21 protein-coding genes are annotated in these 25,066 nt (G+C 61.2%); 8 read left to right on the forward strand and 13 right to left on the reverse strand.

The features are described from left to right. Positions 1–181: 181 nt before the first annotated feature. Complete coding sequence (locus M0814_RS13250) at positions 182–1,219, reverse strand: LacI family DNA-binding transcriptional regulator (RefSeq protein WP_103485320.1); 1,038 nt, start codon at positions 1,217–1,219, stop codon at positions 182–184. Between the two features lie 205 nt (positions 1,220–1,424). Between M0814_RS13250 and M0814_RS13255 the strand changes: the two genes are divergently transcribed. The 3 genes from M0814_RS13255 to mgrA all read left to right on the forward strand — a co-directional run bounded on the left by M0814_RS13255 (position 1,425) and on the right by mgrA (position 6,200). Then, positions 1,425–3,650 carry a TonB-dependent receptor gene (locus M0814_RS13255; protein ID WP_103485319.1) on the forward strand — a complete coding sequence of 742 codons (2,226 nt, stop codon included), beginning with the start codon at positions 1,425–1,427 and terminating at the stop codon, positions 3,648–3,650. 1 nt (position 3,651) lies between these two features. Then, entirely contained in the window at positions 3,652–4,971 is a 1,320-nt protein-coding gene (locus M0814_RS13260; protein WP_103485318.1) for an LLM class flavin-dependent oxidoreductase, read from the forward strand. Between the two features lie 191 nt (positions 4,972–5,162). Beyond that, a complete protein-coding gene (mgrA, locus tag M0814_RS13265; RefSeq protein ID WP_103485317.1) occupies positions 5,163–6,200 on the forward strand; it encodes an L-glyceraldehyde 3-phosphate reductase in 1,038 nt (345 codons plus the stop codon). 164 nt (positions 6,201–6,364) lie between these two features. On the opposite strand, the gene tauD is transcribed toward mgrA, so the two are convergent. From tauD to M0814_RS13300, 7 genes are all read right to left on the reverse strand, one after another. Next, entirely contained in the window at positions 6,365–7,207 is an 843-nt protein-coding gene (tauD, locus tag M0814_RS13270) for a taurine dioxygenase (protein ID WP_103485316.1), read from the reverse strand. A gap of 155 nt (positions 7,208–7,362) precedes the next feature. Beyond that, on the reverse strand, positions 7,363–8,196 hold the full coding sequence (gene tauC / locus M0814_RS13275; protein ID WP_103485315.1) for a taurine ABC transporter permease TauC: 834 nt from the start codon (positions 8,194–8,196) through the stop codon (positions 7,363–7,365). Next, a complete protein-coding gene (gene tauB, locus M0814_RS13280) occupies positions 8,193–8,987 on the reverse strand; it encodes a taurine ABC transporter ATP-binding subunit (protein ID WP_103485314.1) in 795 nt (264 codons plus the stop codon). The genes tauC and tauB overlap by 4 nt, the downstream gene beginning before the upstream one ends. A gap of 16 nt (positions 8,988–9,003) precedes the next feature. Beyond that, positions 9,004–9,981 (reverse strand): taurine ABC transporter substrate-binding protein, encoded by a 978-nt coding sequence (tauA, locus tag M0814_RS13285; RefSeq protein ID WP_103485313.1) that lies wholly within the window; start codon positions 9,979–9,981, stop codon positions 9,004–9,006. Positions 9,982–10,200: 219 nt separating this feature from the next. Continuing rightward, positions 10,201–11,784: a glutamate--cysteine ligase gene (gene gshA / locus M0814_RS13290; protein ID WP_103485312.1), complete on the reverse strand. Its 1,584-nt coding sequence runs from the start codon at positions 11,782–11,784 to the stop codon at positions 10,201–10,203. Between the two features lie 318 nt (positions 11,785–12,102). Beyond that, a complete protein-coding gene (locus M0814_RS13295; RefSeq protein ID WP_003220635.1) occupies positions 12,103–12,486 on the reverse strand; it encodes a PaaI family thioesterase in 384 nt (127 codons plus the stop codon). Beyond that, the gene (locus M0814_RS13300; protein WP_045122251.1) at positions 12,486–14,810 is read right to left on the reverse strand and encodes a Tex family protein; all 2,325 of its coding nucleotides are present in this window, start codon (positions 14,808–14,810) and stop codon (positions 12,486–12,488) included. Before M0814_RS13300 ends, M0814_RS13295 begins: the two co-directional genes overlap by 1 nt. Before the next feature lie 358 nt (positions 14,811–15,168). Between M0814_RS13300 and ompR the strand changes: the two genes are divergently transcribed. Together ompR and M0814_RS13310 are read left to right on the forward strand one after the other, a co-directional pair. Next, positions 15,169–15,909 (forward strand): two-component system response regulator OmpR, encoded by a 741-nt coding sequence (gene ompR / locus M0814_RS13305; protein WP_003220637.1) that lies wholly within the window; start codon positions 15,169–15,171, stop codon positions 15,907–15,909. 112 nt (positions 15,910–16,021) lie between these two features. Beyond that, positions 16,022–17,335 carry an ATP-binding protein gene (locus M0814_RS13310; protein WP_003220639.1) on the forward strand — a complete coding sequence of 438 codons (1,314 nt, stop codon included), beginning with the start codon at positions 16,022–16,024 and terminating at the stop codon, positions 17,333–17,335. Positions 17,336–17,465: 130 nt separating this feature from the next. Here M0814_RS13310 and rimK read toward each other — a convergent pair whose 3' ends face one another. Both rimK and M0814_RS13320 read right to left on the reverse strand, forming a co-directional pair. Continuing rightward, on the reverse strand, positions 17,466–18,371 hold the full coding sequence (gene rimK / locus M0814_RS13315; RefSeq protein WP_003220641.1) for a 30S ribosomal protein S6--L-glutamate ligase: 906 nt from the start codon (positions 18,369–18,371) through the stop codon (positions 17,466–17,468). Further along, entirely contained in the window at positions 18,368–18,829 is a 462-nt protein-coding gene (locus M0814_RS13320; RefSeq protein WP_007964698.1) for an ATP-dependent zinc protease, read from the reverse strand. The genes rimK and M0814_RS13320 overlap by 4 nt, the downstream gene beginning before the upstream one ends. A 234-nt stretch (positions 18,830–19,063) precedes the next feature. On the opposite strand from M0814_RS13320, the gene M0814_RS13325 reads away from it, so the two are divergent. Next, positions 19,064–19,468 carry an RNA-binding S4 domain-containing protein gene (locus M0814_RS13325; protein WP_003220645.1) on the forward strand — a complete coding sequence of 135 codons (405 nt, stop codon included), beginning with the start codon at positions 19,064–19,066 and terminating at the stop codon, positions 19,466–19,468. 167 nt (positions 19,469–19,635) lie between these two features. Here M0814_RS13325 and M0814_RS13330 read toward each other — a convergent pair whose 3' ends face one another. Continuing rightward, positions 19,636–20,439 (reverse strand): phosphatase PAP2 family protein, encoded by an 804-nt coding sequence (locus M0814_RS13330; RefSeq protein WP_103485311.1) that lies wholly within the window; start codon positions 20,437–20,439, stop codon positions 19,636–19,638. A 105-nt stretch (positions 20,440–20,544) separates the two neighbouring features. On the opposite strand from M0814_RS13330, the gene hslO reads away from it, so the two are divergent. Both hslO and M0814_RS13340 read left to right on the forward strand, forming a co-directional pair. Further along, positions 20,545–21,447 carry an Hsp33 family molecular chaperone HslO gene (gene hslO, locus M0814_RS13335; RefSeq protein ID WP_103485310.1) on the forward strand — a complete coding sequence of 301 codons (903 nt, stop codon included), beginning with the start codon at positions 20,545–20,547 and terminating at the stop codon, positions 21,445–21,447. A 181-nt stretch (positions 21,448–21,628) separates the two neighbouring features. Continuing rightward, the gene (locus tag M0814_RS13340) at positions 21,629–23,170 is read left to right on the forward strand and encodes a phosphoenolpyruvate carboxykinase (RefSeq protein ID WP_103485309.1); all 1,542 of its coding nucleotides are present in this window, start codon (positions 21,629–21,631) and stop codon (positions 23,168–23,170) included. Between the two features lie 55 nt (positions 23,171–23,225). Here the strand turns inward: M0814_RS13340 and M0814_RS13345 are convergent, their stop codons facing one another. Together M0814_RS13345 and M0814_RS13350 are read right to left on the reverse strand one after the other, a co-directional pair. Further along, complete coding sequence (locus tag M0814_RS13345) at positions 23,226–24,491, reverse strand: HipA domain-containing protein (protein ID WP_103485308.1); 1,266 nt, start codon at positions 24,489–24,491, stop codon at positions 23,226–23,228. Continuing rightward, a complete protein-coding gene (locus tag M0814_RS13350) occupies positions 24,488–24,979 on the reverse strand; it encodes a helix-turn-helix transcriptional regulator (protein ID WP_045122694.1) in 492 nt (163 codons plus the stop codon). Before M0814_RS13350 ends, M0814_RS13345 begins: the two co-directional genes overlap by 4 nt. Positions 24,980–25,066 lie beyond the last annotated feature (87 nt).

Here is a 25,066-nt window from a genome sequence, read left to right on the forward strand (position 1 = left end):
GCGTGCCTGCGGGTCATGCGGTGCTTGATCGGACGCCTTCGCGGGCAAGCCCGCTCCCACAGTGATCTCGGTCATTCACAGATTCTGTGTACAACCAAAATCCTGTGGGAGCGGGCTTGCTCGCGAAGGGGCCACCTCGGTGTTACTTGGAGCATAGCCAATCCAGCCTAGGCCATTTTGGTCAGGTGCTCTCGCGCTCGATCACCTTGCACTGCAACAGATTCAGGCGCTGCACCTCATCGCTCGGCAACACCCCAAGACTTTCCAATACCCGCGTTGCCGCCAGCACGCCGATCTCCAGTGCCGGTGGTTTGATCGTGCTCAGGCTCGGCAGGAGCATTTCGGCGAACGGGTAATCGCCGAAGCCGAGCACGGCGCAGTCTTCGGGGATCTTCAGGCCGGCGCGTTGCCCGGCGAGCAGGCCGCCGGCGGCGAGGTTGTCGTTGGCGAAGATGATCGCGTCGGGGCGGGGGACGGCGTTCATCAGTGCTTCCATCGCTTGCTTGCCGGCCTCGAACGGCGCGCGGTCGGCGTCAGGAGCGAACACCCACGGCTGCAGTCCGAACTCGCGCACGGTGGCGGCGTAACCATCGCGGCGTTCCAGTGCGCTGAGGTCGCCGGGGGCACTGTTTTGCACGAAGGCGATGCGGCGATAGCCTTGGCCGTGGAGATATTTTGCAGCCGTGACGCCGACTTCGTAGTGCGAGAAGCCGATCTGCATCGGCTCGCGATCCGGCTGGTAATCCCAGGTCTCGATCACCGGAATGTCTGCCTCGGCGATCATCTTTTCCGTGCCCGGACTGTGGAAGTGGCTGGTCAACACCAGCGCCGCCGGCGACCAGCCGAGAAATGCGCGCACGGCGTTTTCTTCCTGCTCGGTGCTGAAGTAACTCGACGCCAGCAGCAGTTGATAACCGTGGCGGCTGAGGGTGTCGCTGAAGCCCTGGATGGTGTTGGCAAAGATCGGCCCGGAGATGTTCGGAATCACCATGCCGACGATTTTTCCTCGCGCCGAGGCCAGCCCGCCGGCCACCAGGTTCGGCACGTAACCCAACTCGGCGACCACCGCCGCAATCCGCTCGCGGCGCTCCGGCGAGACGGTGTCCGGCTGATTGAAATAGCGCGACACGGTAATCGCCGACACCCCGGCCTCGCGCGCTACCGCATTGAGGGTCACGCGTCCGGCACCACGGCGTTTGCGGGGCTTTTCCTGGCTCAAGGCTTGATCCTTCTTAAAAACCAAAACGCATATAAAAGTAATTTTTCAGTATTGGACGCTCTATGCCGAGCTTGCCGATACTGGCGATGTTAGCGCTAACAAAGCGCATTGTCTGCTACTCGCTCGAGCGAATGCCCAAGACACCGATTCAGGCGCTGTCGTCGCAGAACGGCAGCGGTTCAGGGCCAATTTCGAGCGGGCAAACATGCACAACATTCCTGGGGCGACACACACACTGGCGCAGTCGATTCGCGCCGCTGGCTGGATTTTTACCGGGCTGGCGGCGTTGCCGCTGCCCACTGCGTTCGCCGCTGACAGCAGCGATCAAGAGCCGACCCTCAAGTCCGTCACGGTCACCGCCACCCGCCGCGAAGAGTCGTTGCAGAAGGTGCCGGTGGCGGTTTCGGTGATCGACGGCGAACAACTGGAGCGCGACAACCGCAATGGCGTGGCGAGCATCGTCCAGCAAGTGCCGTCGCTGAATTTCCGTACCGGTGCGTCGAACAAGGACACCTCGTTGTTCGTGCGTGGCGTCGGCACGATTTCCACCTCGCCCGGCGTCGAGCCAACGGTGGCCACGGTGATCGACGGCGTGGTCTATGCCCGCCCCGGTCAATCGACCCTCGACCTGCTGGATCTGGAGCGCGTCGAAGTACTGCGCGGCCCGCAGGGCACGCTGTTCGGCAAGAATGCCTCGGCCGGTGTGCTCAACATCACCAGCAAAGCGCCGACCAACGAGACCCACGGTTATATCGACCAGTCGTACTACAGCGGCAACGAAAGCCGCACCCGCTTCGGCATTGGCGGCAGCCTGATTCCGGATACGTTGAAGGGCTCGATCAGCACCCTGGTCAGCAGCTACGACGGCAACGTCGACAACAAATACAACGGCCAGGAGGTCAACGGCTACAACCATCGCGGCGTGCGCGGCAAGCTCGAATTCACCCCGAATGACGACGTCACCTTCACCCTGATCGCCGACTACATGCAGTCCCACGACGACGGTCCCAACGGCGTCGTCAGCAAGTCGCTGACCCCGGCCTTCGCCAACGCGCTGAGCCCGGTCTATGCGAGCAACCACAACCGCGACATCAACACCGATACCCGCACCCATGTCGAGGACACCAACAAAGGCCTGTCCGGTCAGCTCGACTGGCAGTTGGGCGATTACACCCTGACGTCGATCACCGCGTGGCGCGGCTGGGACAACACGCAATATCAGGACGGCGATCGGCTGAGCACGATCACCGCCGCGTTCCCCGGCACCGCCGACAAGGGCGATCTGGCCTTCGATCAGTACTCGCAGGAGCTGCGCCTGGCCTCGCCAAAAGGTGAGTTCCTTGAATACGTCGGCGGCCTGTTCTACATGCACGGCAAGGATGACGAGACCTACCAGCGCACCCTGACGACGCCGACCAGCGTCAACCGTGGCGTGGCTGACTACAGCACCACCAGCGACAGCTACGCAGCGTTCGGTGAGACCACGCTGAACTTCACGTCGGCTTTCCGCGGCATCGCCGGCCTGCGCTACACCCACGATGATCTGGAATACGATCACCGTCGTGTCTCGACCTCGGCGACCACGGTCAGCGGCATCCAGCCGGCCACCAGCAGTTCCGGTTCGGTGGACGAAGACGGCTGGTCCGGCCGCCTCGGCGTGCAGTACGACCTGAGCGATGCGGTCACCACGTACCTGACCTACTCGCGCGGCTACAAAGGCCCGGCCTACAACGTGTTCTTCAACATGCAGCCGCGTGACACCGAGGCGCTAAAACCGGAGACCTCCAACACTTGGGAAGCGGGGATCAAGGCCACCAGTTGGAACAACCGGCTGACCACCAACCTCGCCGTGTTCCATAGCGATTACGACAACTATCAGGCGAACTTTTTCGACACCGTCGCCGGGCAAGTGGTGACGCGCCTGATCAACGCCGGCAGCGTCAGCACCGAAGGCGTCGAACTCGATTACGCCTTGCAGGCGACCCAGCAACTGAAGTTCTCCGGGGCACTGGCCTACACCCGCGCGCGCATCGACCAATTCAGCTGCCCGGCGGGCGCGGCGGCCTCGTGCAACGTCAATGGCAAACCGTTGCCGTTCAGTCCGGACTGGAAAAGCTACGTGCGTGCCGACTACACCATCCCGCTGGAAAACGGTCTGGATATCGAACTCGGCACCGACTACAGCTGGCAGAGCGAAGTGCAGTACGACATCAGCCAGAACGCCGATACCAAGCAGGGCGCCTACGGCATCTGGAACGCCAGTGTGGCGCTGGCCGATTACAGCAACGGCTGGCGCGTGGCGCTGCTGGGCAAGAACCTCGCCGACAAGTCCTACTCGCCGCTGCTGGCCAGCGGCGGCAACTACATCTACCGCGCCGTGCCACGGGATGACGAGCGCTACTTCGGCGTGCAACTGCGCAAGGATTTCTGAGATGAGCAGACAGCTGAAACTCGGCGCCTTTCTCATGGCCACCGGGCACCACGTCGCCGCTTGGCGTCACCCGCAGGTACCGGCGAATGCCGGGCTGGATTTCGCCCACTACAAGCGTCTGGCGCAGATTGCCGAGGCGGCGAAGTTCGACACGCTGTTCGTCGCCGACAGTGTGGCCGCGCCGACTCAGGACATCGCCAGCCGCATGGCGCGTTCGGATCACTTCGAACCGCTGACCTTGCTCTCGGCCCTGAGCGCGGTGACCGAGCTCATCGGCCTGATCGCCACGGCGACCACCAGCTACAACGAGCCGTACCACGTGGCGCGTAAATTCGCTTCGCTCGATCATCTGTCGGGTGGCCGCGCCGGGTGGAATCTGGTGACCTCGGACAACGCCGCCGAGGCGCTGAATTTCGGTCGCGATGAACACATCGGTCACGCCGAACGCTACAGCCGCGCCCGCGAGTTTCATCAGGTGGTCACCGGGCTGTGGGACAGTTGGGAGGACGATGCCTTTGTCCGCGACAAGGCCAGTGGCGCGTATTACGACCCTGCGAAGCTGCATGTGCTGGATCACGTCGGTGAGCATTTTCGGGTGAAAGGCCCGCTGAACGTGGCGCGCTCGCCGCAGGGGCAACCGGTGATCGTGCAGGCTGGCTCGTCCGAAACCGGGCGTGAACTGGCGGCACAGACCGCTGAGGTGGTGTTCACCGCGCAGACTTCGCTGGCCGGTGCGCAGGCGTTCTACGCCGACCTCAAGGGCCGCTTGGCCAAGTACGGGCGCAGTGCCGATTCGCTGAAAATCATGCCGGGGGTGTTTGTCGTCGTCGGGCAGACAGAAGCCGAAGCGCAGGAAAAATGTGAAACGTTTCAGCAATTGGTCGAACCGGAGGTTGGCGTGGCGTTGCTTGGGCGTATGCTGGGCAACTTCGACTTGTCGAAGTACCCGCTGGACGCACCGCTGCCGGCGTTGCCGCTGACCGACAGCGGCCAGCAGAGCCGGCAGAAATTGCTGACTGAACTGGCAGGGCGGGAGCATCTGACCCTCGCCGAATTGGGCCGCAGGATTGCCGGTGGGCGCGGGCATTACAGCCTGGTGGGCACGCCGGCGCAGATCGCCGACCGCTTGCAGGAGTGGTTCGAACAGGGCGCGGCGGATGGCTTCAACGTGTTGGTGCCGCACCTGCCGGGCGGACTCGAAGACTTCGCTAATGGCGTGGTCCCGGAACTGCAGCGCCGTGGGCTGTTCAGAACCGAGTATGAGGGCCGAACCTTGCGCGACAACCTGGGCCTCGCCCGACCCATAAACAAATTTGTGTAGAGCACTTTTGTGGCGAGGGAGCTTGCTCCCGCAGGTCTGCGAAGCAGACCCAAAACCTGCCATCGCATTCAGACAGGCATAGCGCGCTGGATGGGTTTGCGGTTGCTGCGCAACCGAGCGGGAGCAAGCTCCCTCGCCACAGGTTTGGGATTCACCCTCAATTTGCTGGCAATCAAACAAGAGAGGATTCGATGACTTACACCGCTGCCGAAAACCGCTACGACTCCATCCCTTACCGCCGCGTCGGCCGCAGTGGTCTGGTACTGCCGGCGCTGTCGCTGGGCCTGTGGCACAACTTCGGCGACAGCACGCCGATCGACACCCAGCGCGCCTTGCTGCGCACCGCGTTCGACCTGGGGATCAACCACTTCGACCTGGCCAACAACTACGGCCCGCCGTACGGTAGCGCCGAGATCAATTTCGGTCGCCTGCTGCGCGAAGACTTCAAGCACTACCGCGACGAGCTGATCATCTCCAGCAAGGCCGGTTGGGACATGTGGCCGGGCCCGTACGGTCAGGGCGGCGGTTCGCGCAAATACGTGCTGGCCAGTCTCGACCAGAGCCTGCAGCGCCTCGGTCTGGACTATGTGGATATCTTCTATTCGCACCGCTTCGACCCGGACACCCCGCTGGAAGAAACCGCCAGCGCCCTCGCCACCGCCGTGCAGCAGGGCAAGGCGTTGTACATCGGTATCTCGTCGTACTCCGGGGTGAAAACCCGCGAGATCGCTGCGCTGCTGAAGGAATGGAAAGTACCGCTGCTGATTCATCAGCCGGCGTACAACCTGCTCAATCGCTGGGTGGAAAAAGACCTGCTCGACACCACCGAAGAACTCGGTACTGGCGTCATCGCCTTCACGCCGTTGGCGCAAGGTCTGCTGACCGACAAATACCTCAACGGCGTGCCGGCGGATGCGCGGGTCAATCGTCCGGGCGGTGGTTCGCTGCAGGCTTCGCACCTGTCCGAGGCCAACATTGCGCATGTTCGCGCATTGAACGAGATCGCCAAGCGTCGCGGCCAGAGCCTGGCGCAACTGGCACTGGCCTGGACCCTGCGTGATCCACGCGTGACCTCGGCGCTGATTGGCGCGAGCCGGCCGGAGCAGATCATCGAGAACATCGGGGCGTTGAAAAACCTGAGTTTCAGTGCCGAGGAACTGGCGGAGATCGACCGGTTTGCCCAAGAGGGCGGGATCAATCTTTGGGAGAAGCCTTCGACGGCTGAATAAGCGTTCCGCGCCGGATCACCCGGCGCCGGTACTGACGCCTTCGCGAGCAAGCCCGCTCCCACATTGGATCAATGGTGAACACTGGTTTCGTGTGCACCACAATCCCACTGTGGGAGCGGGCTTGCTCGCGAAGGGGCCTTTAAACACAACACATAAATCAGGCTTTATTTAAAAAACGGCACATCCCCCAACACCGTAGCCCGTTGCATCACCCGTCGCGCCGGACGGTAATCATCCACCGCGTAATGCTGGGTCACGCGGTTGTCCCAGAAGGCAATATCGTCCTTCTGCCAGCGCCAGCGAATGGTGAATTCCGGTCGGGTCGCATGAGCGAACAGGAATTTCAGAATCGCTTCGCTCTCGGTGTCCGACAATTCGTTGATCTTCGAGGTGAAGCCTTCGTTGACGAACAACGAGCGCCGTCCACTGACCGGATGGGTGCGGATTACCGGGTGTGACAACGGTGGGTTCTTGCGTCGCGCCTCTTCCCACTGGGCCAGTGCTTGCGGCGTATTGCCGTAGCGTTCCAACGGGAAAGAGCGGGTGAAATCGTGAGTCGCGGTCAGCCCTTCGAGCAGGTTTTTCATCGGTGCCGACAGTGCTTCATACGCGGCAATCCCGCTGGCCCACAGGGTGTCGCCGCCAAACTCGGGCAGCAGCTTGGCGCTGAGCACCGCGCCCATCGCCGGGGTCGGCAGGAAGGTCACGTCGGTGTGCCAGATCGCGTTGTCGCGCACGTCGGTGACGGCGGTGTCGAGGATCAGCACTTCGGGCTGCTCCGGCACGTTCGGGTAGATCGGGTGAATGTGCAGGTCGCCGAAGTACGCGGCGAAACGCGCCTGTTGCGACGGTTCGATCGGCTGGTCGCGAAAGAACAGCACTTGATACTTGAGCAGCGCCTGCTCGATGGCGTCGCGCTGTTCCAGGTTCAACGGCTGGCTGACGTCGACGCCGCTGATCTGCGCGCCGAGGGCCGAGCTTAATGGGGTGATGGTCAGGCTGCTCATGGTGGGTCTCTGGAATTCGGGTTTTGAGCTTTTGGTGGGAGCGGGCTTGCTCCGGGCGGCGTTCCGACGAATGCGGTGTGTCAGAAGACATTTCTGTGACTGATACACCGCATTCGCGAGCAAGCCCGCTCCCACAGGTTTTGGATGGCAAGTATTCAGTGCGCCTGGCCGTGCCACGGCACCAGTTTGCGCTGCAGGGCGCGCAGGCCCATTTCCATGGCGAAGGCGATCAGGGCGATCACCAGAATCCCCAGCACCACCACATCGGTGACCAGGAACTGCGCGGCCGATTGCACCATGAAGCCCAAGCCGCTAGTGGCGGCGATCAGCTCGGCGGCGACCAAGGTCGACCAGCCGACGCCGAGACCAATGCGCACACCAGTGAGAATATCCGGCAACGCGCTGGGCAAAATCACATGACGAATCAGCTGTGCGCGAGTGGCACCGAGCGACTGCGCGGCGCGCAATTTAGCCGGGTCAACGGTGCGCACGCCGGTCGCGGTAGCGATGGCGATCGGCGCGAAAATCGCCAGGTAGATCAGCAGCACTTTCGACAACTCGCCGATGCCGCACCAGATCACGATCAGCGGCAGATAAGCCAATGGCGGAATCGGCCGGTAGAACTCGATCAGCGGATCTAGCACACCACGGGCAATACGGTTGGCACCGATGGCGATGCCCACCGGCACCGCGGTCAGAATCGCGAAACCCAGACCCAGGCCAATGCGGCTCAGGCTCGCGCCCAAGTGTTGCCACAGGGTCGAATCCATATAGCCCGTGGTCGCCAGCAACCAGCCTTTTTGCAGCACGGCGGACGGTGGTGGCAGGAACAGCGGTTCGATCAAACCGCTGGCAGTCACCGCCCACCAGATCATCAGCAAGGCGAACAGTGTCAGCAGGCTGATCCAGCGGGTGCTGAGGCTGCGCCGCACCGGAATCACCACCGACGGAGCTTTTGCTACCGGGGCGGAAACGTCGTAACTGCTCATGCGCGCTCCTGCCGTTGTACGGCGCTGCGTTGCGAGAACACTTTGCTCAGCACGTGCTCGCGGGTTTCGATAAAACGCGGGTCGGATTTGATCGCCCGCGCCGACTCACCGGCAGCGTAGCGCTGACCGAAATCCAGATGCAGACGCTCGACAATCTGCCCCGGATTCGGTGCCAACAGAATCAGGTCAGTGGCGAGGAACACCGCTTCTTCGATGTCGTGGGTAATCAGGAACACCGGTTTGGCGGTGCGCTGCCAGACTTGCAGCAACAGCTCCTGCATCTGCTCGCGAGTGAACGCGTCGAGGGCGCCGAAGGGTTCGTCCATCAGCAGCACGCGCGGGTCGGCGGCGAGGGCGCGGGCCAGGCCGACACGCTGTTTCTGGCCGCCGGAGAGTTGCCAGATACGGCGGTGTTCAAAACCTGTGAGGTCGACCAGCGCAAGCATCTCGCGGGCGCGCTGTTCGCGTTTGTCCTTGGCAACGCCAGCCAGTTCCAGACCGAAGGCAACGTTGGCCAGCACGTCCTGCCACGGCAGCAGGGCGTCATCCTGGAACACCACGCCACGTTCGGCGCTCGGGCCTTTGACCGGCACGCCGTCGAGGGTGATGCGCCCGGCGCTGGGTTCGACGAAGCCGGCAATCAGGTTCAACAGCGAAGTCTTGCCACTGCCGGACGGGCCGAGGGCGACCAGCAATTGCTGAGGCCCGAGGGTCAGGGAAATGTCCGCCAGCACCGGTTCCGGGCTGCCTGGGTACTGTGCGCTGATGCGCTCCAGCTGTAGCAAGGCCATCGCAGTTAACTCCCGATCAGTTGGTGATGTATTTGGCGCTGACGTACGGCGCGTAGTCCGGCAGTACGGCTTCGACCTTGCCTTGCTCCTTGAGGAACGCGGCGGTGTCGGTGATGGCTTTGGTGGTCGGCGCGCCGAGGGTGATCACCTGATCAGCCGCCAGCGGGTAGACGTTGCCTTGCAGCAGCAATGGAATGTCGCTGGCCTTGGCGCCGGAGAGCTTCACCAGCTTGTCGACGTGGGACTGGTCGGCGAGCCAGGCTTTCGGGTCCTTGCGGTAATCGGCGTAGGCGTCGAGGGTGACCTTGGCGAACGCGGTGACGATTTCCGGGTGCTTCTCGGCGTAGTCCTTGCGCACGATCCAGGCATCGAAGGTCGGCGCGCCGAACTTGGCCAGTTCGCCGGAAGTGATCAGCACCTTGCCGTTTTCCTTGGCGACACCGAGGGCCGGATCCCAGACGTAGGTGGCGTCGATGTCACCGCGTTTCCATGCGGCGATGATCGCTGGCGGCGCGAGGTTGAGCACGGTGACTTTCGACGGATCGATGTTCCAGTGCTTCAGCGCCGCGAGCAGGCTGTAGTGACCGGTGGACACGAATGGCACGGCGATTTTCTTGCCGACCAGATCCTGCGGGGTGTTGATCCCGGAACCGTCGCGAGCGACCAGCGCTTCGGCGGCGCCGATCTGGGTGGCGATGAGGAAAGTTTCCACCGGAACCTTGCGGGTGATCGCAGCGGTCAACGGGCTGGAACCGAGGTAGCCGATCTGCACGTCACCGGAAGCGATGGCAGCGATGATGTCGGCGCCGTTATCGAACTTGCGCCAGCTGATGTCGGCCTTGGTGGCTTTCTCGTAGGCGCCATCGGCCTGGGCGACTTTCGCCGGATCAACGGTGGTCTGGTAGGCGACGGTGAGGTCGGCGGCCTGCGCCAGAAAGCTCGCAGCAGCCAACGAGGCCACGGCCAGCAGGCGAAGCGGGAAATTCAGTTTCATGGGGAGTGCTCCAAGTCAGGCGACCGATGATCGGCGTGAAAGGAGACTAAATGATCTAAGAATCTAAAAATAAATAACTTTTTAGACTTAGCTTATGAGCGGAAAAATCTAAGCGTGGCCGCTGCGCGGTCATTCGCGAGCAGGCTCGCTCCCACAGGAGATTGCAATCTAATGTGGGAGCGAGCCTGCTCGCGAAAAGGTTCGAAGAACCTTCTGATGTCAGTTGCTGATCGCCAGAATGCTCGCCTGATACGACCCGACAAACACATCGAAATCGCCCACCTCGTTCTGCTCCAGCTCAGCCTGCGCCGCCAGCGACGAACGCGCCAACTCCTCAAACTTCGCTTGCTCAGCCGCCGCCAACGGTTCGCTGCGGAAGAACTCGGCATGCGCCTGGCTCTGACGCAGGGAGAATTGCGCGAAGCTCTCCTTGTGTTCGGCCATCGCCGCCAGCACTTGGGCCGAAGGGGTCAGGGACGAATCCTTGACCTTGGCCAGTTGCGCGTCCAGCGCCTTGCTGTGTGCGTCGCCGCCATGGCTCTGATCGAGCAAGGCCGCCAGGGGAGCGATTTTTTCCAGCAGCTCGGCTGCCCAAACCTTCAATTCGACCGCTTCACCGTCGCGCTGCAATTGCAGGCCCGGACGGCGACCTTCCTTGACCACGCTGAGGAAGTTCGAAGTGGCGTTGCCGCACGAAGTGTTGGTCAGCAGCGGACTGTCGTTCAGCGCGCAGTACAGCAGGAACGCGTCGAGGAAGCGCGACTCGGTGACGTCGATGCCCATCGGCAGGAACGGGTTGATGTCCAGGCAACGCACTTCGACGTACTGAATGCCACGGGCCATCAGGGCCTGGATCGGCCGCTCGCCGGTGTAGGTCACGCGTTTCGGGCGGATGTTGGAGTAGTACTCGTTTTCGATCTGCAGGATGTTGGTGTTGAGCTGTACCCACTCGCCATCCTTGTGCGTGCCGACCTCAACGTACGGCGCGTACGGCGTGGCGACGGCCTTGCGCAGGCTGTCGGTGTAGCTCGCCAGATCGTTGTAGCAAGGCGTCAGGCCGGCCTGGGCGTTGCTTTGGTAACCAAGGTCGCTCATGCGCAGGCTGGTGGCGTACGGCAGATACAAAGTATCCGGATCGAGCTGTTCCAGTTGATGCGAGCGCCCACGGAGGAAACCGGCGTCCAGCGCCGGCGAAGCCCCGAACAGGTACATCAGCAGCCAGCTGTAGCGGCGGAAGTTGCGGATCAGCGCGATGTACGACGATGACTGGAAGTCGCGGTCGGTGCCGACGAAACCCTCGGCTTCGCGCAGCAGCGGCCAGAGCTTTTCCGGCAGGGAAAAGTTGTAGTGAATCCCGGCGATGCACTGCATGGTCTTGCCGTACCGCAGGGCCAGGCCCTTGCGGTAGACGTACTTGAGCTGACCGATGTTGGACGTGCCGTAATAGGCGATCGGGATGTCTTCCTCGGCCGGCAACGGGCACGGCATCGATGGACTCCACAGGTACTCGTTGCCGAGCTTGCTGTAGGCAAAGCGATGAATCTTGTCCAGACTCGCCAGCGTATCGGCCGGATCGGGCAGGGCGGGGGTGATGAATTCCAGCAGCGACTCGGAGTAGTCGGTGGTGATCTGTTCATTGGTCAGCGCGGAACCCAAGGCTTCCGGGTGCGGCGTTTGCGCCAGACGACCTTCACTGGTCACGCGCAGGCATTCACGTTCGATACCGTGGAGGCACTGTTCGAGCAGAGAGAGGTTGGCGCGCTCGCCGAGCAGAGCCAGGCGGCGGTTGAGAAGTTCGCTCAATTTGGATTCCTTCACGCGTCAGTCGCCCCAATATGGGGGTGGGCAGGACGGTCTACAAGGGTGAAGTTGAAACTGGCGTTTTCGCCTGGTTTTTTGGGCTCACGAAGCCCCTTTCGAACCGCCGACTTCAATCCCTGAATCTGGCAGATGCACGCGAAGATTATGCGGTCCCTGTGGGAGCGGGCTTGCTCGCGAATGCGGTGTATCAGTCACAGCCATGCAAACTGACACGCCCCCTTCGCGAGCAAGCCCGCTCCCACAGAAAAGCTCGACGCTGCGATCACAGCGCCGAAATTAACTCAAAATGATGAACAACATCTACAGGACAGCGAACGTGCCTTGCGCTTTTGCGACCAGTTTGTCGCCCTGCATCACGTCGGCCTCGACCACCAAAGTGCGGCGGCCCGGGTGGATGACCCGCGCCGTGCACAGCACCTCGCCGTCGGACACGGCGCGGATGTAGTTGATCTTGCACTCGATGGTCGCGCTCTGCTGATCGAAGCCGTGGGTGCTGGAACAGGCCAGCCCCATGGCGATATCGACCAGACTGAACAGCGCGCCACCGTGCAACTTGCCGCCGCGATTGCGCAGTTGCGGTTCCAGCACCAGGGCGACTTGCGCCACCCCGGTTTCCAGGCTGTGCAGGCGGCAGCCCAACAGCTTGAAAAACGCGCTCTCGACGAGCCCGGCCGGAACTTCCATCAGCGTTTCTTCAACTGCTTGGCGTTGGCGAACAGCGAGGCCATGGCGTTGTTCACCGGAGCGGCTGTGGCCGTTTCCTTGCGTGGCGCGTTGCCCGAAGACTGGCGCGGTGCCGAGCCTGGACGCGAACCACGGGCGCCGTCGATTTTCTCGCCGGGGGTGTCGCTCATGCGCATCGACAGACCGACGCGTTTGCGCGGGATATCGACTTCCATGACCTTCACTTTCACCACGTCACCGGCCTTCACCGCTTCGCGTGGGTCCTTGATGAACTTTTCCGACAGCGCCGAGATGTGCACCAGACCGTCCTGATGCACGCCGATGTCGACGAACGCGCCGAACGCGGTCACGTTGGTGACGACGCCTTCGAGGATCATCCCCAGTTGCAGGTCTTTCAGGTCTTCGACGCCTTCCTGGAACTCGGCAGTCTTGAACTCCGGACGCGGGTCGCGACCCGGTTTTTCCAGTTCTTGCAGAATGTCGGTGACGGTTGGCAGACCGAAGGTTTCGTCGGTGAATTTCTTCGGATCCAGACGCTTGAGGAACGCGGCGTCGCCGATCAGCGAGCGAATGTCGCGATCGGTTTCAGCGGCAATCCGCTGTACCAGTGGATAGGCTTCCGGGTGAACGGCCGAGGAATCCAGCGGGTTGTCGCCGTTCATCACGCGCAGGAAGCCTGCGGCCTGTTCGAAGGTTTTCTCGCCCAGACGCGCGACTTTCTTCAGCGCTGCACGGGTCTTGAACGCACCGTGTTCGTCGCGGTGGGCGACGATGTTCTGCGCCAGAGTCGCGTTGAGGCCGGAGATCCGCGCCAGCAGCGCCACCGAAGCGGTGTTCACATCGACGCCGACGGCGTTCACACAGTCCTCGACCACCGCGTCCAGACCTCGCGCCAGTTTCAGCTGCGACACGTCATGCTGGTACTGGCCGACACCGATGGATTTCGGATCGATCTTCACCAGTTCGGCGAGCGGATCCTGCAGTCGACGGGCGATGGACACCGCACCACGGATCGACACGTCCAGGTCCGGGAATTCCTTGGCCGCCAGTTCCGATGCCGAGTACACCGATGCGCCGGCCTCGGAGACCATGACCTTGGTCATCTTCATCGCTGGGTATTTTTTGATCAGCTCGATCGCCAGTTTGTCGGTTTCACGGCTGGCGGTGCCGTTGCCGATGGCGATCAGGTCAACCGAGTGCTTGGCGCACAGGGCGGCCAGAATCGCGATGGTCTGATCCCACTTGTTGTGCGGCACGTGCGGGTAAACCGTGGCGTGATCCAGCAGTTTGCCGGTGGAGTCGACCACCGCGACCTTGCAGCCGGTACGCAGGCCCGGGTCGAGGCCCAGGGTGGCGCGCGGGCCGGCCGGAGCGGCCAGCAACAGGTCGTGCAGGTTATGGGCGAAGACGTTGATCGCCTCGGTTTCGGCACTGTCGCGCAGTTCGCCGAGCAGGTCGGTTTCGAGGTGGGTGTAAAGCTTGACCTTCCAGGTCCAGCGCACCACTTCGCCGAGCCATTTGTCGGCGGGGCGGTTCTGGTTCTGGATGCCGAACTGCTGGCCGATCATGCCTTCGCACGGGTGCATGGTGCCCGGCAGTTCGTCGCCGACTTTCAGCGCGGAACTGAGGATGCCTTCGTTGCGGCCACGGAAAATGGCGAGTGCGCGGTGCGACGGCATGCTTTTCAGCGGCTCGTCGTGTTCGAAGTAGTCGCGGAACTTCGCGCCTTCTTCTTCCTTGCCGGCGATCACGCGGGCGCTGATGGTCGCTTCCTGCTTGAGGAAGTTACGCAGCTTTTCCAGCAGGCTGGCGTCTTCGGCGAAGCGCTCCATCAGGATGTATTTGGCGCCTTCCAGCGCAGCCTTGACGTCGGCCACGCCTTTTTCGGCGTCGACGAAGCGGGCGGCTTCGGTTTCCGGCGTCAGGTTCGGGTCGTTGAACAGGCCGTCGGCCAGCTCGCCGAGGCCGGCTTCGAGGGCAATCTGGCCCTTGGTGCGGCGCTTCTGCTTGTACGGCAGGTACAAGTCTTCGAGGCGGGTCTTGGTGTCGGCGAGCTTGATGTCGCGCTCAAGGGCCGGGGTGAGTTTGCCCTGCTCCTGGATGCTGGCGAGGATGCTGATGCGCCGTTCGTCGAGTTCTCGCAGGTAGCGCAGACGCTCTTCCAGATGACGCAACTGGGTGTCATCGAGGCTGCCGGTGACTTCTTTCCGGTAACGGGCGATGAAGGGAACGGTAGAGCCTTCATCGAGTAGCGCGACGGCCGCTTCGACCTGTTGCGGGCGTACGCCGAGTTCCTCGGCGATGCGGCTGTTGATGCTGTCCATAAAACCACCTGACATATTGTGAAAGCAGGCTCGCAGGCACGGAAATAAAGGCCCGGAGTCTGGTTGAGCGGCTAGAAAATTGCCGCTGCCTGGGTCAAGAGGCAGCCCATTGACCCGTGAAATCGAACAATTACTGCGGCCACCGGGAAAAAAGCCCGGCCACCTGCGGTAACGATTCAGACGTTGCCTGGCACAAAACGCCGCGCATTATAACCAGCGTTCTGTCATTCGGGGGTGTAGCAGTCTGTAGGCATAAACCCCGGTTTTCTGGCAGTGAAGGAAAAATCTGCTAACAATGCACACGGTGCGTATAACGGCAGCTACGCCATAATGCGCGCCGAGCTAAAAGGAGCATCCAATGAGCAGCACTGCAAACAATGCTGAAGGCGAAAAAATTCTTATTGTTGACGACGATCCGGGGCTGAGTAGCCTGCTGGAACGTTTCTTCGTCAGCAAGGGCTACCGTGCCCGTGCCGTACCGAACACCGAGCAAATGGACCGTCTGCTGTCGCGTGAAGTGTTCAATCTGGTCGTCCTCGACCTGATGCTGCCGGGCGAAGACGGCCTGACCGCATGCCGTCGCCTGCGGGCGGCGAACAATCAGATTCCGATCATCATGCTCACCGCCAAAGGCGATGAGATGAGCCGCATCAAGGGCCTGGAACTGGGCGCCGATGACTATCTGGCCAAGCCGTTCAACCCGGACGAGCTGATGGCTCGGGTCAAAGCGGTTCTGCGTCGTCAGGCCGCACCGGTGCCGGGCGCGCCGGGCAGCGAAGACGAAAATGTCACCTTCGGTGATTACGTGCTGTCGCTGGCGACCCGCGAGCTGAAACGTGGCGAAGAAGTGCACATGCTCACCACCGGTGAGTTTGCGGTGCTCAAGGCGCTGGTGATGAACGCGCGTCAGCCGCTGACCCGCGACAAACTGATGAACCTGGCCCGTGGCCGCGAGTGGGATGCCCTGGAGCGTTCCATCGACGTGCAGATTTCCCGCCTGCGCCGGATGATCGAGCCGGATCCGTCCAAACCACGCTATATCCAGACTGTCTGGGGTGTGGGCTACGTGTTCGTACCGGACGGCGCCGCCACCAAGTGATCGGCGATTTGTAGGAGCGGGTCTGCGCATCGGGTTGATCGACCCTCTACGCAGACTCGCAATCCGCAATATGCGAGCATTGCTCGCTCCTGCAAGTGTTTAACGGTTATCGATGAAAACCCCCGTCTGGTTCCCCCAAAGTTTTTTCTCCCGCACCCTTTGGCTGGTGCTCATCGTCGTGCTGTTTTCCAAGGCACTGACCCTGGTTTATCTGTTGATGAACGAGGACGTGCTGGTAGATCGTCAGTACAGCCACGGCGTCGCCCTGACGCTGCGCGCCTATTGGGCGGCCGATGAAGAAAACCGCGCGAAGATCGCCGATGCCGCGACCCTGATCCGGGTGGTCGGCGCCGGGGTGCCGGAGGGCGAGCAGCACTGGCCGTACAGTGAAATCTATCAGCGGCAGATGCAGGCGGAGCTGGGCGCCGACACCGAAGTGCGTTTGCGCATGCACTCGCCGCCGGCGCTGTGGGTGCGTGCGCCAAGCCTCGGCGACGGTTGGCTGAAAGTGCCGCTGTACCCGCATCCTCTGCGCGGGCAGAAAATCTGGAACGTGCTCGGCTGGTTCCTCGCCATCGGTTTGCTGTCCACCGCCTCGGCCTGGATTTTCGTCAGCCAGCTCAACCAGCCGTTGAAACGTCTGGTATATGCCGCGCGGCAACTCGGTCAGGGTCGCAGCGTGCGCCTGCCGATCAGCGATACGCCCAGCGAGATGACCGAGGTGTATCGCGCCTTCAACCAGATGGCCGAAGACGTCGAGCAGGCCGGCCGTGAGCGTGAGCTGATGCTGGCGGGGGTGTCGCATGACTTGCGCACGCCGCTGACCCGCTTGCGGCTGTCGCTGGAGCTGATGGGCGACCGCAACGATTTGACCGACGACATGGTGCGCGATATCGAAGACATGGACGCGATTCTCGACCAGTTCCTCGCGTTCATTCGCGATGGTCGCGACGAGTCGGTGGAAGAGGTGGACCTGAGCGATCTGGTGCGTGAGGTGGCCGCGCCGTACAACCAGAACGAAGAGAAGGTGCGCTTGCGTCTGGAGCCGATCCAGCCGTTTCCACTGCGCCGGGTGTCGATGAAACGCCTGCTGAACAACCTGATCGGCAACGCCTTGAATCACGCCGGCAGCGGCGTCGAGGTTGCGGCTTATGTGTCCGGCGATACCAGCGCGCCGTACGTGGTGCTGAGCGTGATGGACCGTGGCGCTGGGATCGATCCGTCGGAGCTGGAAGCGATCTTCAACCCGTTCACCCGTGGCGACCGTGCCCGGGGCGGCAAAGGTACGGGGTTGGGTCTGGCGATCGTGAAGCGGATTGCTTCGATGCATGGCGGCAATGTCGAGTTGCGCAACCGCTCCGGGGGCGGACTGGAGGCGCGAGTGCGATTGCCGTTGGGGTTGATGTTGCCGCGAGATGCCGTCTGACAGCCGAGATATTCAGCGGGGCTGATGGCCCCTTCGCGAGCAAGCCCGCTCCCACCGGGGAGCGCATTCCAAAATGTGGGAGCGGGCTTGCTCGCGAACGCAGCCGCCCAGCCACCACATTTCTGACGGGTTAACCCTTGCCTTTGGTCCGGGTCATATTCGGCCCGCCATTCTTCTCAAGGTGCTCGATGATGATCCCCGCCACGTTCTTGCCGGTGGTGGTCTCGATCCCTTCCAGCCCCGGCGACGAGTTCACTTCCATCACCAGCGGCCCGTGATTCGAACGCAGAATATCCACGCCCGCCACCGCCAGGCCCATGACCTTGGCCGCACGCAACGCGGTCATGCGTTCCTCCGGGGTGATCTTGATCAGGCTGGCGCTGCCGCCACGGTGCAGGTTAGAGCGGAACTCGCCCGGCTTGGCCTGACGTTTCATGGCCGCGATCACCTTGTCGCCGACCACGAAGCAGCGAATGTCGGCACCGCCGGCCTCCTTGATGTATTCCTGGACCATGATGTTCTGCTTCAGGCCCATGAACGCCTCGATCACCGATTCGGCCGCGGTCGCGGTTTCGCACAGCACCACGCCGATACCCTGGGTGCCTTCCAGCACTTTGATCACCAGCGGCGCGCCGTTGACCATGTCGATCAGATCGGGAATGTCATCCGGCGAGTGGGCGAAGCCGGTTACCGGCAGGCCGATGCCGCGACGCGACAGCAGTTGCAGCGAACGCAGTTTGTCCCGCGAACGGGCGATGGCTACGGACTCGTTGAGCGGAAACACGCCCATCATTTCGAACTGGCGCAACACGGCGCAACCGTAGAACGTCACCGACGCACCGATCCGCGGGATCACCGCGTCGAAGCCTTCCAGCGGCTTGCCGCGATAGTGGATCTGCGGCTTGTGGCTGGCGATGTTCATGTAGGCGCGCAGGGTGTCGACCACTACCATTTCATGCCCGCGTTCGGTGCCGGCTTCGACCAGACGACGGGTGGAATACAGACGCGGATTCCGCGACAGCACAGCGATCTTCATGCAACACCTGTGGAGGAGGTAGATACCGGGAACACCGGCTTGTCTTGTACATACTTGATGCCCGGATTGACCACCAACTGGCCATCAATCAGGGCTTTGGAACCGAGCAACAGGCGATAGCGCATGGACTTGCGGCAGGCGAGGGTGAACTCGACTGCCCAGACCCGATCACCGAGGGCCAGGGTGGTGCTGATCACATAGCGCACCTGGGCCTGGCCGTTGGAGCTTTTAATGGTTTTGCGCGTCACCAGCGGTGCTTCGCAGCGCCGGTGACGCAACTGCACCACCGTGCCCAGGTGCGCGGTGAAGCGCACCCACTTCTCGCCGTCGCGTTCGAACGGCTCGATGTCGGTGGCATGCAGGCTTGAGGTGCTGGCGCCGGTGTCGATTTTCGCCCGCAGGCCCGCGACTCCCAGATCAGGGAGCGCCACCCACTCGCGCAGACCGACAACGGTCAAATGGTCAAATGTCTTCAAAGGTACTCAACCGGCAGAAACCGCTCGGGCCACGTACGGCCGAATTCGCGGTATTCACGCAGAATAATGGTTAAAAGGCGACAGATATCTACGGCCCGGATTGCCGACCCCTCAAGCGGGTGTCGGGTGGTGCGCATTGTAATCCGGGACGGCGTAATTCATGGCACGACAGAAACGGTAGTACAGTTCATCAATATTTCAGAATGAGGAAATTCCATGGCACAAAAAAGCGAAGAGGACGACAAGGTCCGTCTCGACAAATGGTTGTGGGCGGCGCGCTTTTACAAAACCCGGGCCCTGGCCAAAGCGGCCATCGAGAGTGGCAAGGTGCATTGCCGAGGTGACCGCTGCAAGCCTGGCAAAGAGCCACGCATTGGTGATGAATTCGAGATTCGTACCGGCTTTGAAGAGCGCACGGTGAGGGTCGAAGCCTTGTCGATCGTGCGTCGCGGCGCACCCGAGGCGCAGACTCTGTATACCGAGACCGAGGCGAGTATTGCCAAACGTGAAGCGGCAGCGGCGATGCGCAAGGCCGGGGCGTTGGGCGTGAGCACCGATGGCAAGCCGAGCAAGAAGCAGCGGCGGGATCTGTTTAAGTTTCGTGGCAGCAGCAACGAGTAGTGTGCGACGAACACACTTGTGGCGAGGGAGCTTGCTCCCGCTGGCGGCCGAAGGACGCCCTGTACAGGCGAGCACGTATTTCACAATACAACTGCATCGACGGGTAAAGCGACTGCTACGCAGCCGAGCGGGAGCAAGCTCCCTCGCCACAGGTCTTCACACAACTGTCAGTTTGCGGCAGACACCACACTCATCCGCGAAACCACCGGCAGCTTGCCCAGCAAAGCGAAAATCGGCGCTGTTACCTTCAGCCAGAAATTCGCCGCGTGACAGGCAAACGGCGTGTAGTAACCCCAGCCCAACGCCCACACCGCCAGCAGCAGGCCGCCGATGTAATCGTCCTGCCCCCAATGTGCGCCGGCCACCAGACGCGGCAGCATGAACAGCAGCGCCAGGCCCCAGACCGTCAGGAACTGCCCGACCGTACGGCTGAACACGCCCATGAACAGCGCCCAGATCAGCAACACCGAAGCGTGGTCACCGGGGAAGCTCTGGCTTGAGCGGTCCTTCAGCTCCCAGGCTTTTTCCAGTTGCGGGAAGTAGTCACTCAGGTGCACCGCGCCTTCCAGCACCATCGACGGACTGTTGTGTTGCCAGTCCATGTAGTCGGCGAATTTGGAAAACAGCGCGCGGATCACCACCATCAACAGCAGAATGGAGAAAAAACCGAAGAAGGCGCGACGCACATCAATCGCCTTGAACACCCAGTCGCCCTTGATCAGCAGCGTCAGCAGAATCAGTCCGACAACGATGTCGAACGGGCGCAGACTTGCAATTGCCCAGATGTGGAGCCATATGGGGTTGCTGGCCAGTGGTGCATTGAGTGAGCGAAACAGCCACTCGTCGAAAATCACACACAGCATCTGGCCCGTAGGCCATAACCAGAAAGCCAGTAGCGCTAATGGCACTACGTTACACAGAACCAGCCGGCCGAGGTTCCACCTTGATTGGAACAAACCCGGATTGTTCATAAAATGCCTCCCGTGGCTGAACGTTTTGCACCAAACAGGTGCGAAGAAAGCGCGGGATTTTCATCTTTTGTAACCTTTTTGTCATCAATTCAGATACCCAGACCTATGACCGACCTACCGGATACCGACTACACCCAACGCTTCATCTTCGATGACAGCGACACTCGCGGCGAACTGGTGGCGCTGGAACGCAGCTACGCCGAAGTCCTCGCCAAGCACCCGTACCCGGAGCCGGTCGCGCAGTTGCTGGGCGAACTGATGGCGGCCGCTTCGTTGCTGGTGGGCACCCTGAAGTTCGACGGCTTGCTGATTCTTCAGGCGCGTTCCGAAGGCCCGATTCCGCTGCTGATGATCGAATGCTCCAGCGAGCGCGAGATCCGTGGTCTGGCGCGATACAACGCCGAGCAGATCGCGGCCGATGCCACGCTTGCCGACCTGATGCCGGGCGGTGACCTGACCCTGACCGTCGACCCGACGATCGGCCAGCGTTACCAGGGTATCGTCGACCTCGATGGTGAAACCCTGTCGGAATGCTTCACCAATTATTTCGTCATGTCGCAACAGGTCGGCACGCGCTTCAAGCTGTTCGCCGACGGCCGTCGTGCCCGTGGCATGCTGCTGCAGCAACTGCCGGCCGACCGTCTGAAAGACGAAGAAGACCGCGCCGCCAGTTGGCAGCACATCACCGCGCTGGCCAGCACCCTGACCGCCGATGAGTTGCTCAGCCTGGACAACGAAACCGTGCTGCATCGCCTCTACCACGAAGAGCAGGTGCGCCTGTTCGATGTGCAGAACCTGCGCTTCCGTTGCAGCTGCTCGCGGGAACGCTCGGGCAATGCGTTGGTCAGTCTGGGTCTGGAAGACGCGCAGGCACTGGTGGCCGAACGCGGTGGCGAAATCGAGATCGATTGCCAGTTCTGCAACCAGCGTTACCTGTTCGATGCGGCCGATATTGCTCAATTGTTCGCTGGCGCAGGCGTCGACACGCCGTCAGATACCCGGCACTAAAACGGTTCAGCGCAGGTAAATTCACTGCTTAACGACGGAATTTCGCCGTTACGACGGGAGGACCCTACTCTTTTTGGGCTTTTCTGGCATAATCCGGCCCACTTTTTTCGCGGTAGTAGTGCACGACTTTCTACTACAAAACGTTTGGAGCACACTCGGCCACTGGCCGACGGGGAACCTCATGACGCAAGCCAATAACGCCGTGTACACCGATCTGAGTGTTGATGATCTGGTAAAAGAAGCCCTGCAACGCGGTGAGGGCGAGCTTGCCGATACCGGCGCTCTGGTCGTTCGCACCGGTCACCGTACCGGTCGTTCGCCAGTCGATCGTTTCATCGTTGAAGAGCCTTCCACCCAGGCCGCTATCGCCTGGGGCCCGATCAACCGCAAGTTCCCGGCCGACAAGTTCGACGCGCTGTGGGCTCGTGTCGAGGCGTTCAACAACGCGCAAGAGCACTTTGTTTCCCATGTGCATGTAGGTGCGGCTGAAGATCACTACCTGGCCGTGAAAATGACCACCCAGACTGCCTGGCAGAACCTGTTCGGTCGTTGCCTGTTCATCAACCCGGCCCAGTACAACCCGGCCGGTCGTGACGAGTGGCAAGTGCTCAACGTGGCCAACTTCGAGTGCGTACCAGAGCGTGACGGCACCAACTCCGATGGTTGCGTGATCATCAACTTCGCGCAGAAAAAAGTGCTGATCGCCGGCATGCGTTACGCCGGTGAGATGAAGAAAGCCATGTTCTCCGTGCAGAACTTCCTGCTGCCGGCCGCTGACGTGCTGCCAATGCACTGCGCTGCCAACATCGGCGAAGAAGGCGACGTGACCCTGTTCTTCGGTCTGTCGGGCACCGGTAAAACCACCCTGTCGGCCGACGAAAGCCGTTACCTGATCGGTGACGACGAACACGGCTGGGGCGAAGGCGTTGTCTTCAATATCGAAGGTGGCTGCTACGCCAAGTGCATCGACTTGTCCGAGAAGAACGAGCCGGTCATCTGGAAAGCCATCAAACACGGCGCGGTGCTGGAAAACGTGGTCATCGACGACGCCAAACACGCCGACTACACCGATGTCAGCCTGACCCAGAACAGCCGCGCGGCCTACCCGCTGGAGCACGTTGCCAAGCGTTCCGAGCAGAACCTGGGCGGCGAGCCAAACGCTGTAATCTTCCTGACCTGCGACCTGACCGGCGTGCTGCCGCCAGTGTCGATCCTCAACGAAGAACAAGCGGCCTACCACTTCCTGTCCGGCTACACCGCTTTGGTGGGCTCGACTGAAATGGGTTCGGGCAGCGGCATCAAGTCGACCTTCTCCACCTGCTTCGGCGCGCCGTTCTTCCCGCGTCCGGCTGGCGAATACGCCGAACTGCTGATCAAGCGCATCCGCGGCTTCGGCTCCAAGGTCTACCTGGTCAATACCGGCTGGACCGGCGGCGGCTACGGCGTCGGCAAACGCTTCAACATCCCGACCACCCGTGCGGTGATCGCTGCAATCCAGAGCGGCGCGCTGATCGGTGCCGCCACCGAGCACCTGGACACCATCAACCTCGACGTGCCATTGGCCGTACCGGGCGTTGAAACCAACCTGCTCAACCCACGCAACACCTGGGCTGACAAGGCTGCCTACGACGAAGCTGCCAAGGCGCTGGCCGGTCTGTTCATCGAGAACTTCAAGAAGTTCGAAGTGAGCGACGCGATCAAGGCTGCGGGTCCTAATTTGTAAGATTGGTTCGTTGTGAACTAAAAAGCCGCCTCCAGGGGCGGCTTTTTTGTGGGCATTAAAGGGGACTAAACGCTGTTGCCATAAGGTCCTGTTCACGCTTGGATAGTCCCAATACACGTGCTACTTCCGGCCAGTTGCTGATCTCGGATTTAAAGTGCTCAATTATTTCTTCTGCATGTATCGAGCTCACTCGAAAATACCCCGCCACTTCCCTCGCCAGCTCCAGATCCAACGCGTTGTCAGCATCAGTGATGTTCAGCTTCAACCCATCTGCATGCGCTACGGGATTCATGTCATACGCTGCCGACAAGCGCCATCCCCGACCGGGATCCAGAATAAATCCGTGATTACGCAGGTGGTCGTCGGTGTTGGATACCAGGATGTTGAAGACGATTCTCGACCATAACTCGCGAAGGTCTGCATTGGGCTCCGAACCGTGTTCCATGAGTACTTCCGCCAACTCAAGGTAGCTGGCGCCTGTTGAAGCGTCGTCGCCGTCGGTGCGGTTGGTCAGGGTCATGGCTGAGGCGAAGTGGTGGCGCCCACCGCGTTCGGTTCGGTCGAAGCGTTTGACCAGAAAACAGTGGTGGTCGCTCGCGTAACGTCGTGCCATGCCGGTTGCGACACGTAGCCCGCAGTTGACCGCCAAGGCGTTCACCAGCATTTCCCAGCCACCTACATCGTGGTCGTCTCGCGTACTCGGAAACTTGGCGATCCACAGTTGGCCATGCTCGTCGACCACACTGGCTTTTGGTCTGGCGCCGCCCAGTGAGCCGCCCGGCGCGATGAGCATTCTTAGCCATTCGCGGCCATTGAGTGCGGTGTTGTCCGTGTCGTTTTCCAAGGCCAGACTCGCCTGTTCCAGCGCACGCAATTCAACAAAGGGTGGGGCAGCAACGCCATCGCGATCGTCGAGAAAATTACCCTCGTCGTTGAGCTTGTAGCGGATGGCGCCGACGCGGAACTGGTCATGCACGCCAAGGAGATAGTCAGACTCGAATAGCATGCTGCCCTTGGGAATCAAACCGTCGCGGATATCCCTCTCCAGGCGCCGCTTCATTAGCAGTTGGCCCCAACGATCAGGGCTTGAGTCAGCGAAGACGCCAAAACGAGTCTGATGTTGACCAGGAAACTGACGTCCTTGAAAAAGTCCGATTCGTGGGTCCAGCTGTGTGAAGCTTAACTCGGGGTCGGCCAGCGCTACGGGATCGTATTCAAACTCGAATACGTTGGTGTTGCGTGTCTTACGGGCATGCAGGAAGCCGAGACGCCTGGCGCCGTTCAACGATTCCCAATCTGCATAAACAGCGATCAGCGTCATTTTTCACCTGTCGTGGAGCCTGGCTTTTTCTTCTTCAACAGATTGGAGAGAGTGTGCGTGTTGATTGGAAAATCGTCCGGAAGTTTTGTTGTAGTAGCGGCATCGATGACGCTTGAAGTCTCGCTGTGATCGGATGCAGCTTTTTTTAACGCGCTGACTCCGCGTACTCGCTGTGGCTTTTTGATTGGGGATCTTGATGCAGGCATTAACTGAGCATCCTGTAGCTGTCGGCCCATTTCATCGGTCGCGGCAAGCTGATTCAGATCCTTTTCCAGGCCCAGCACCTGCATGACCGACAGATAAGCGCCGATGGTTACTCCTGATTCGCCTGACTCCAGATTGCGCAAGGTGGTCAGCGACATGCCTGACCGTTCAGCGACCTGCTTTGCCGTCAGCTTGCGGCGCAGACGAGCCAGCTTCAGCCGTTCGCCAAATTCGGACAGCAGTCGAGCGGAGGCGGGCAGAAGTGGCGCTGTTTTCTTGGCCATGTGGCAGTATTCCTTCATTTTTTTTCCTTAACTGCCAGAATAATAGCACTTAAGTAGAAGGTTGCCTCTAGGCGTGGAGTCGGCAAT

This window comes from Pseudomonas sp. MWU12-2020, assembly GCF_023100605.1.
GTDB lineage: Bacteria > Pseudomonadota > Gammaproteobacteria > Pseudomonadales > Pseudomonadaceae > Aquipseudomonas > Aquipseudomonas fluorescens_H.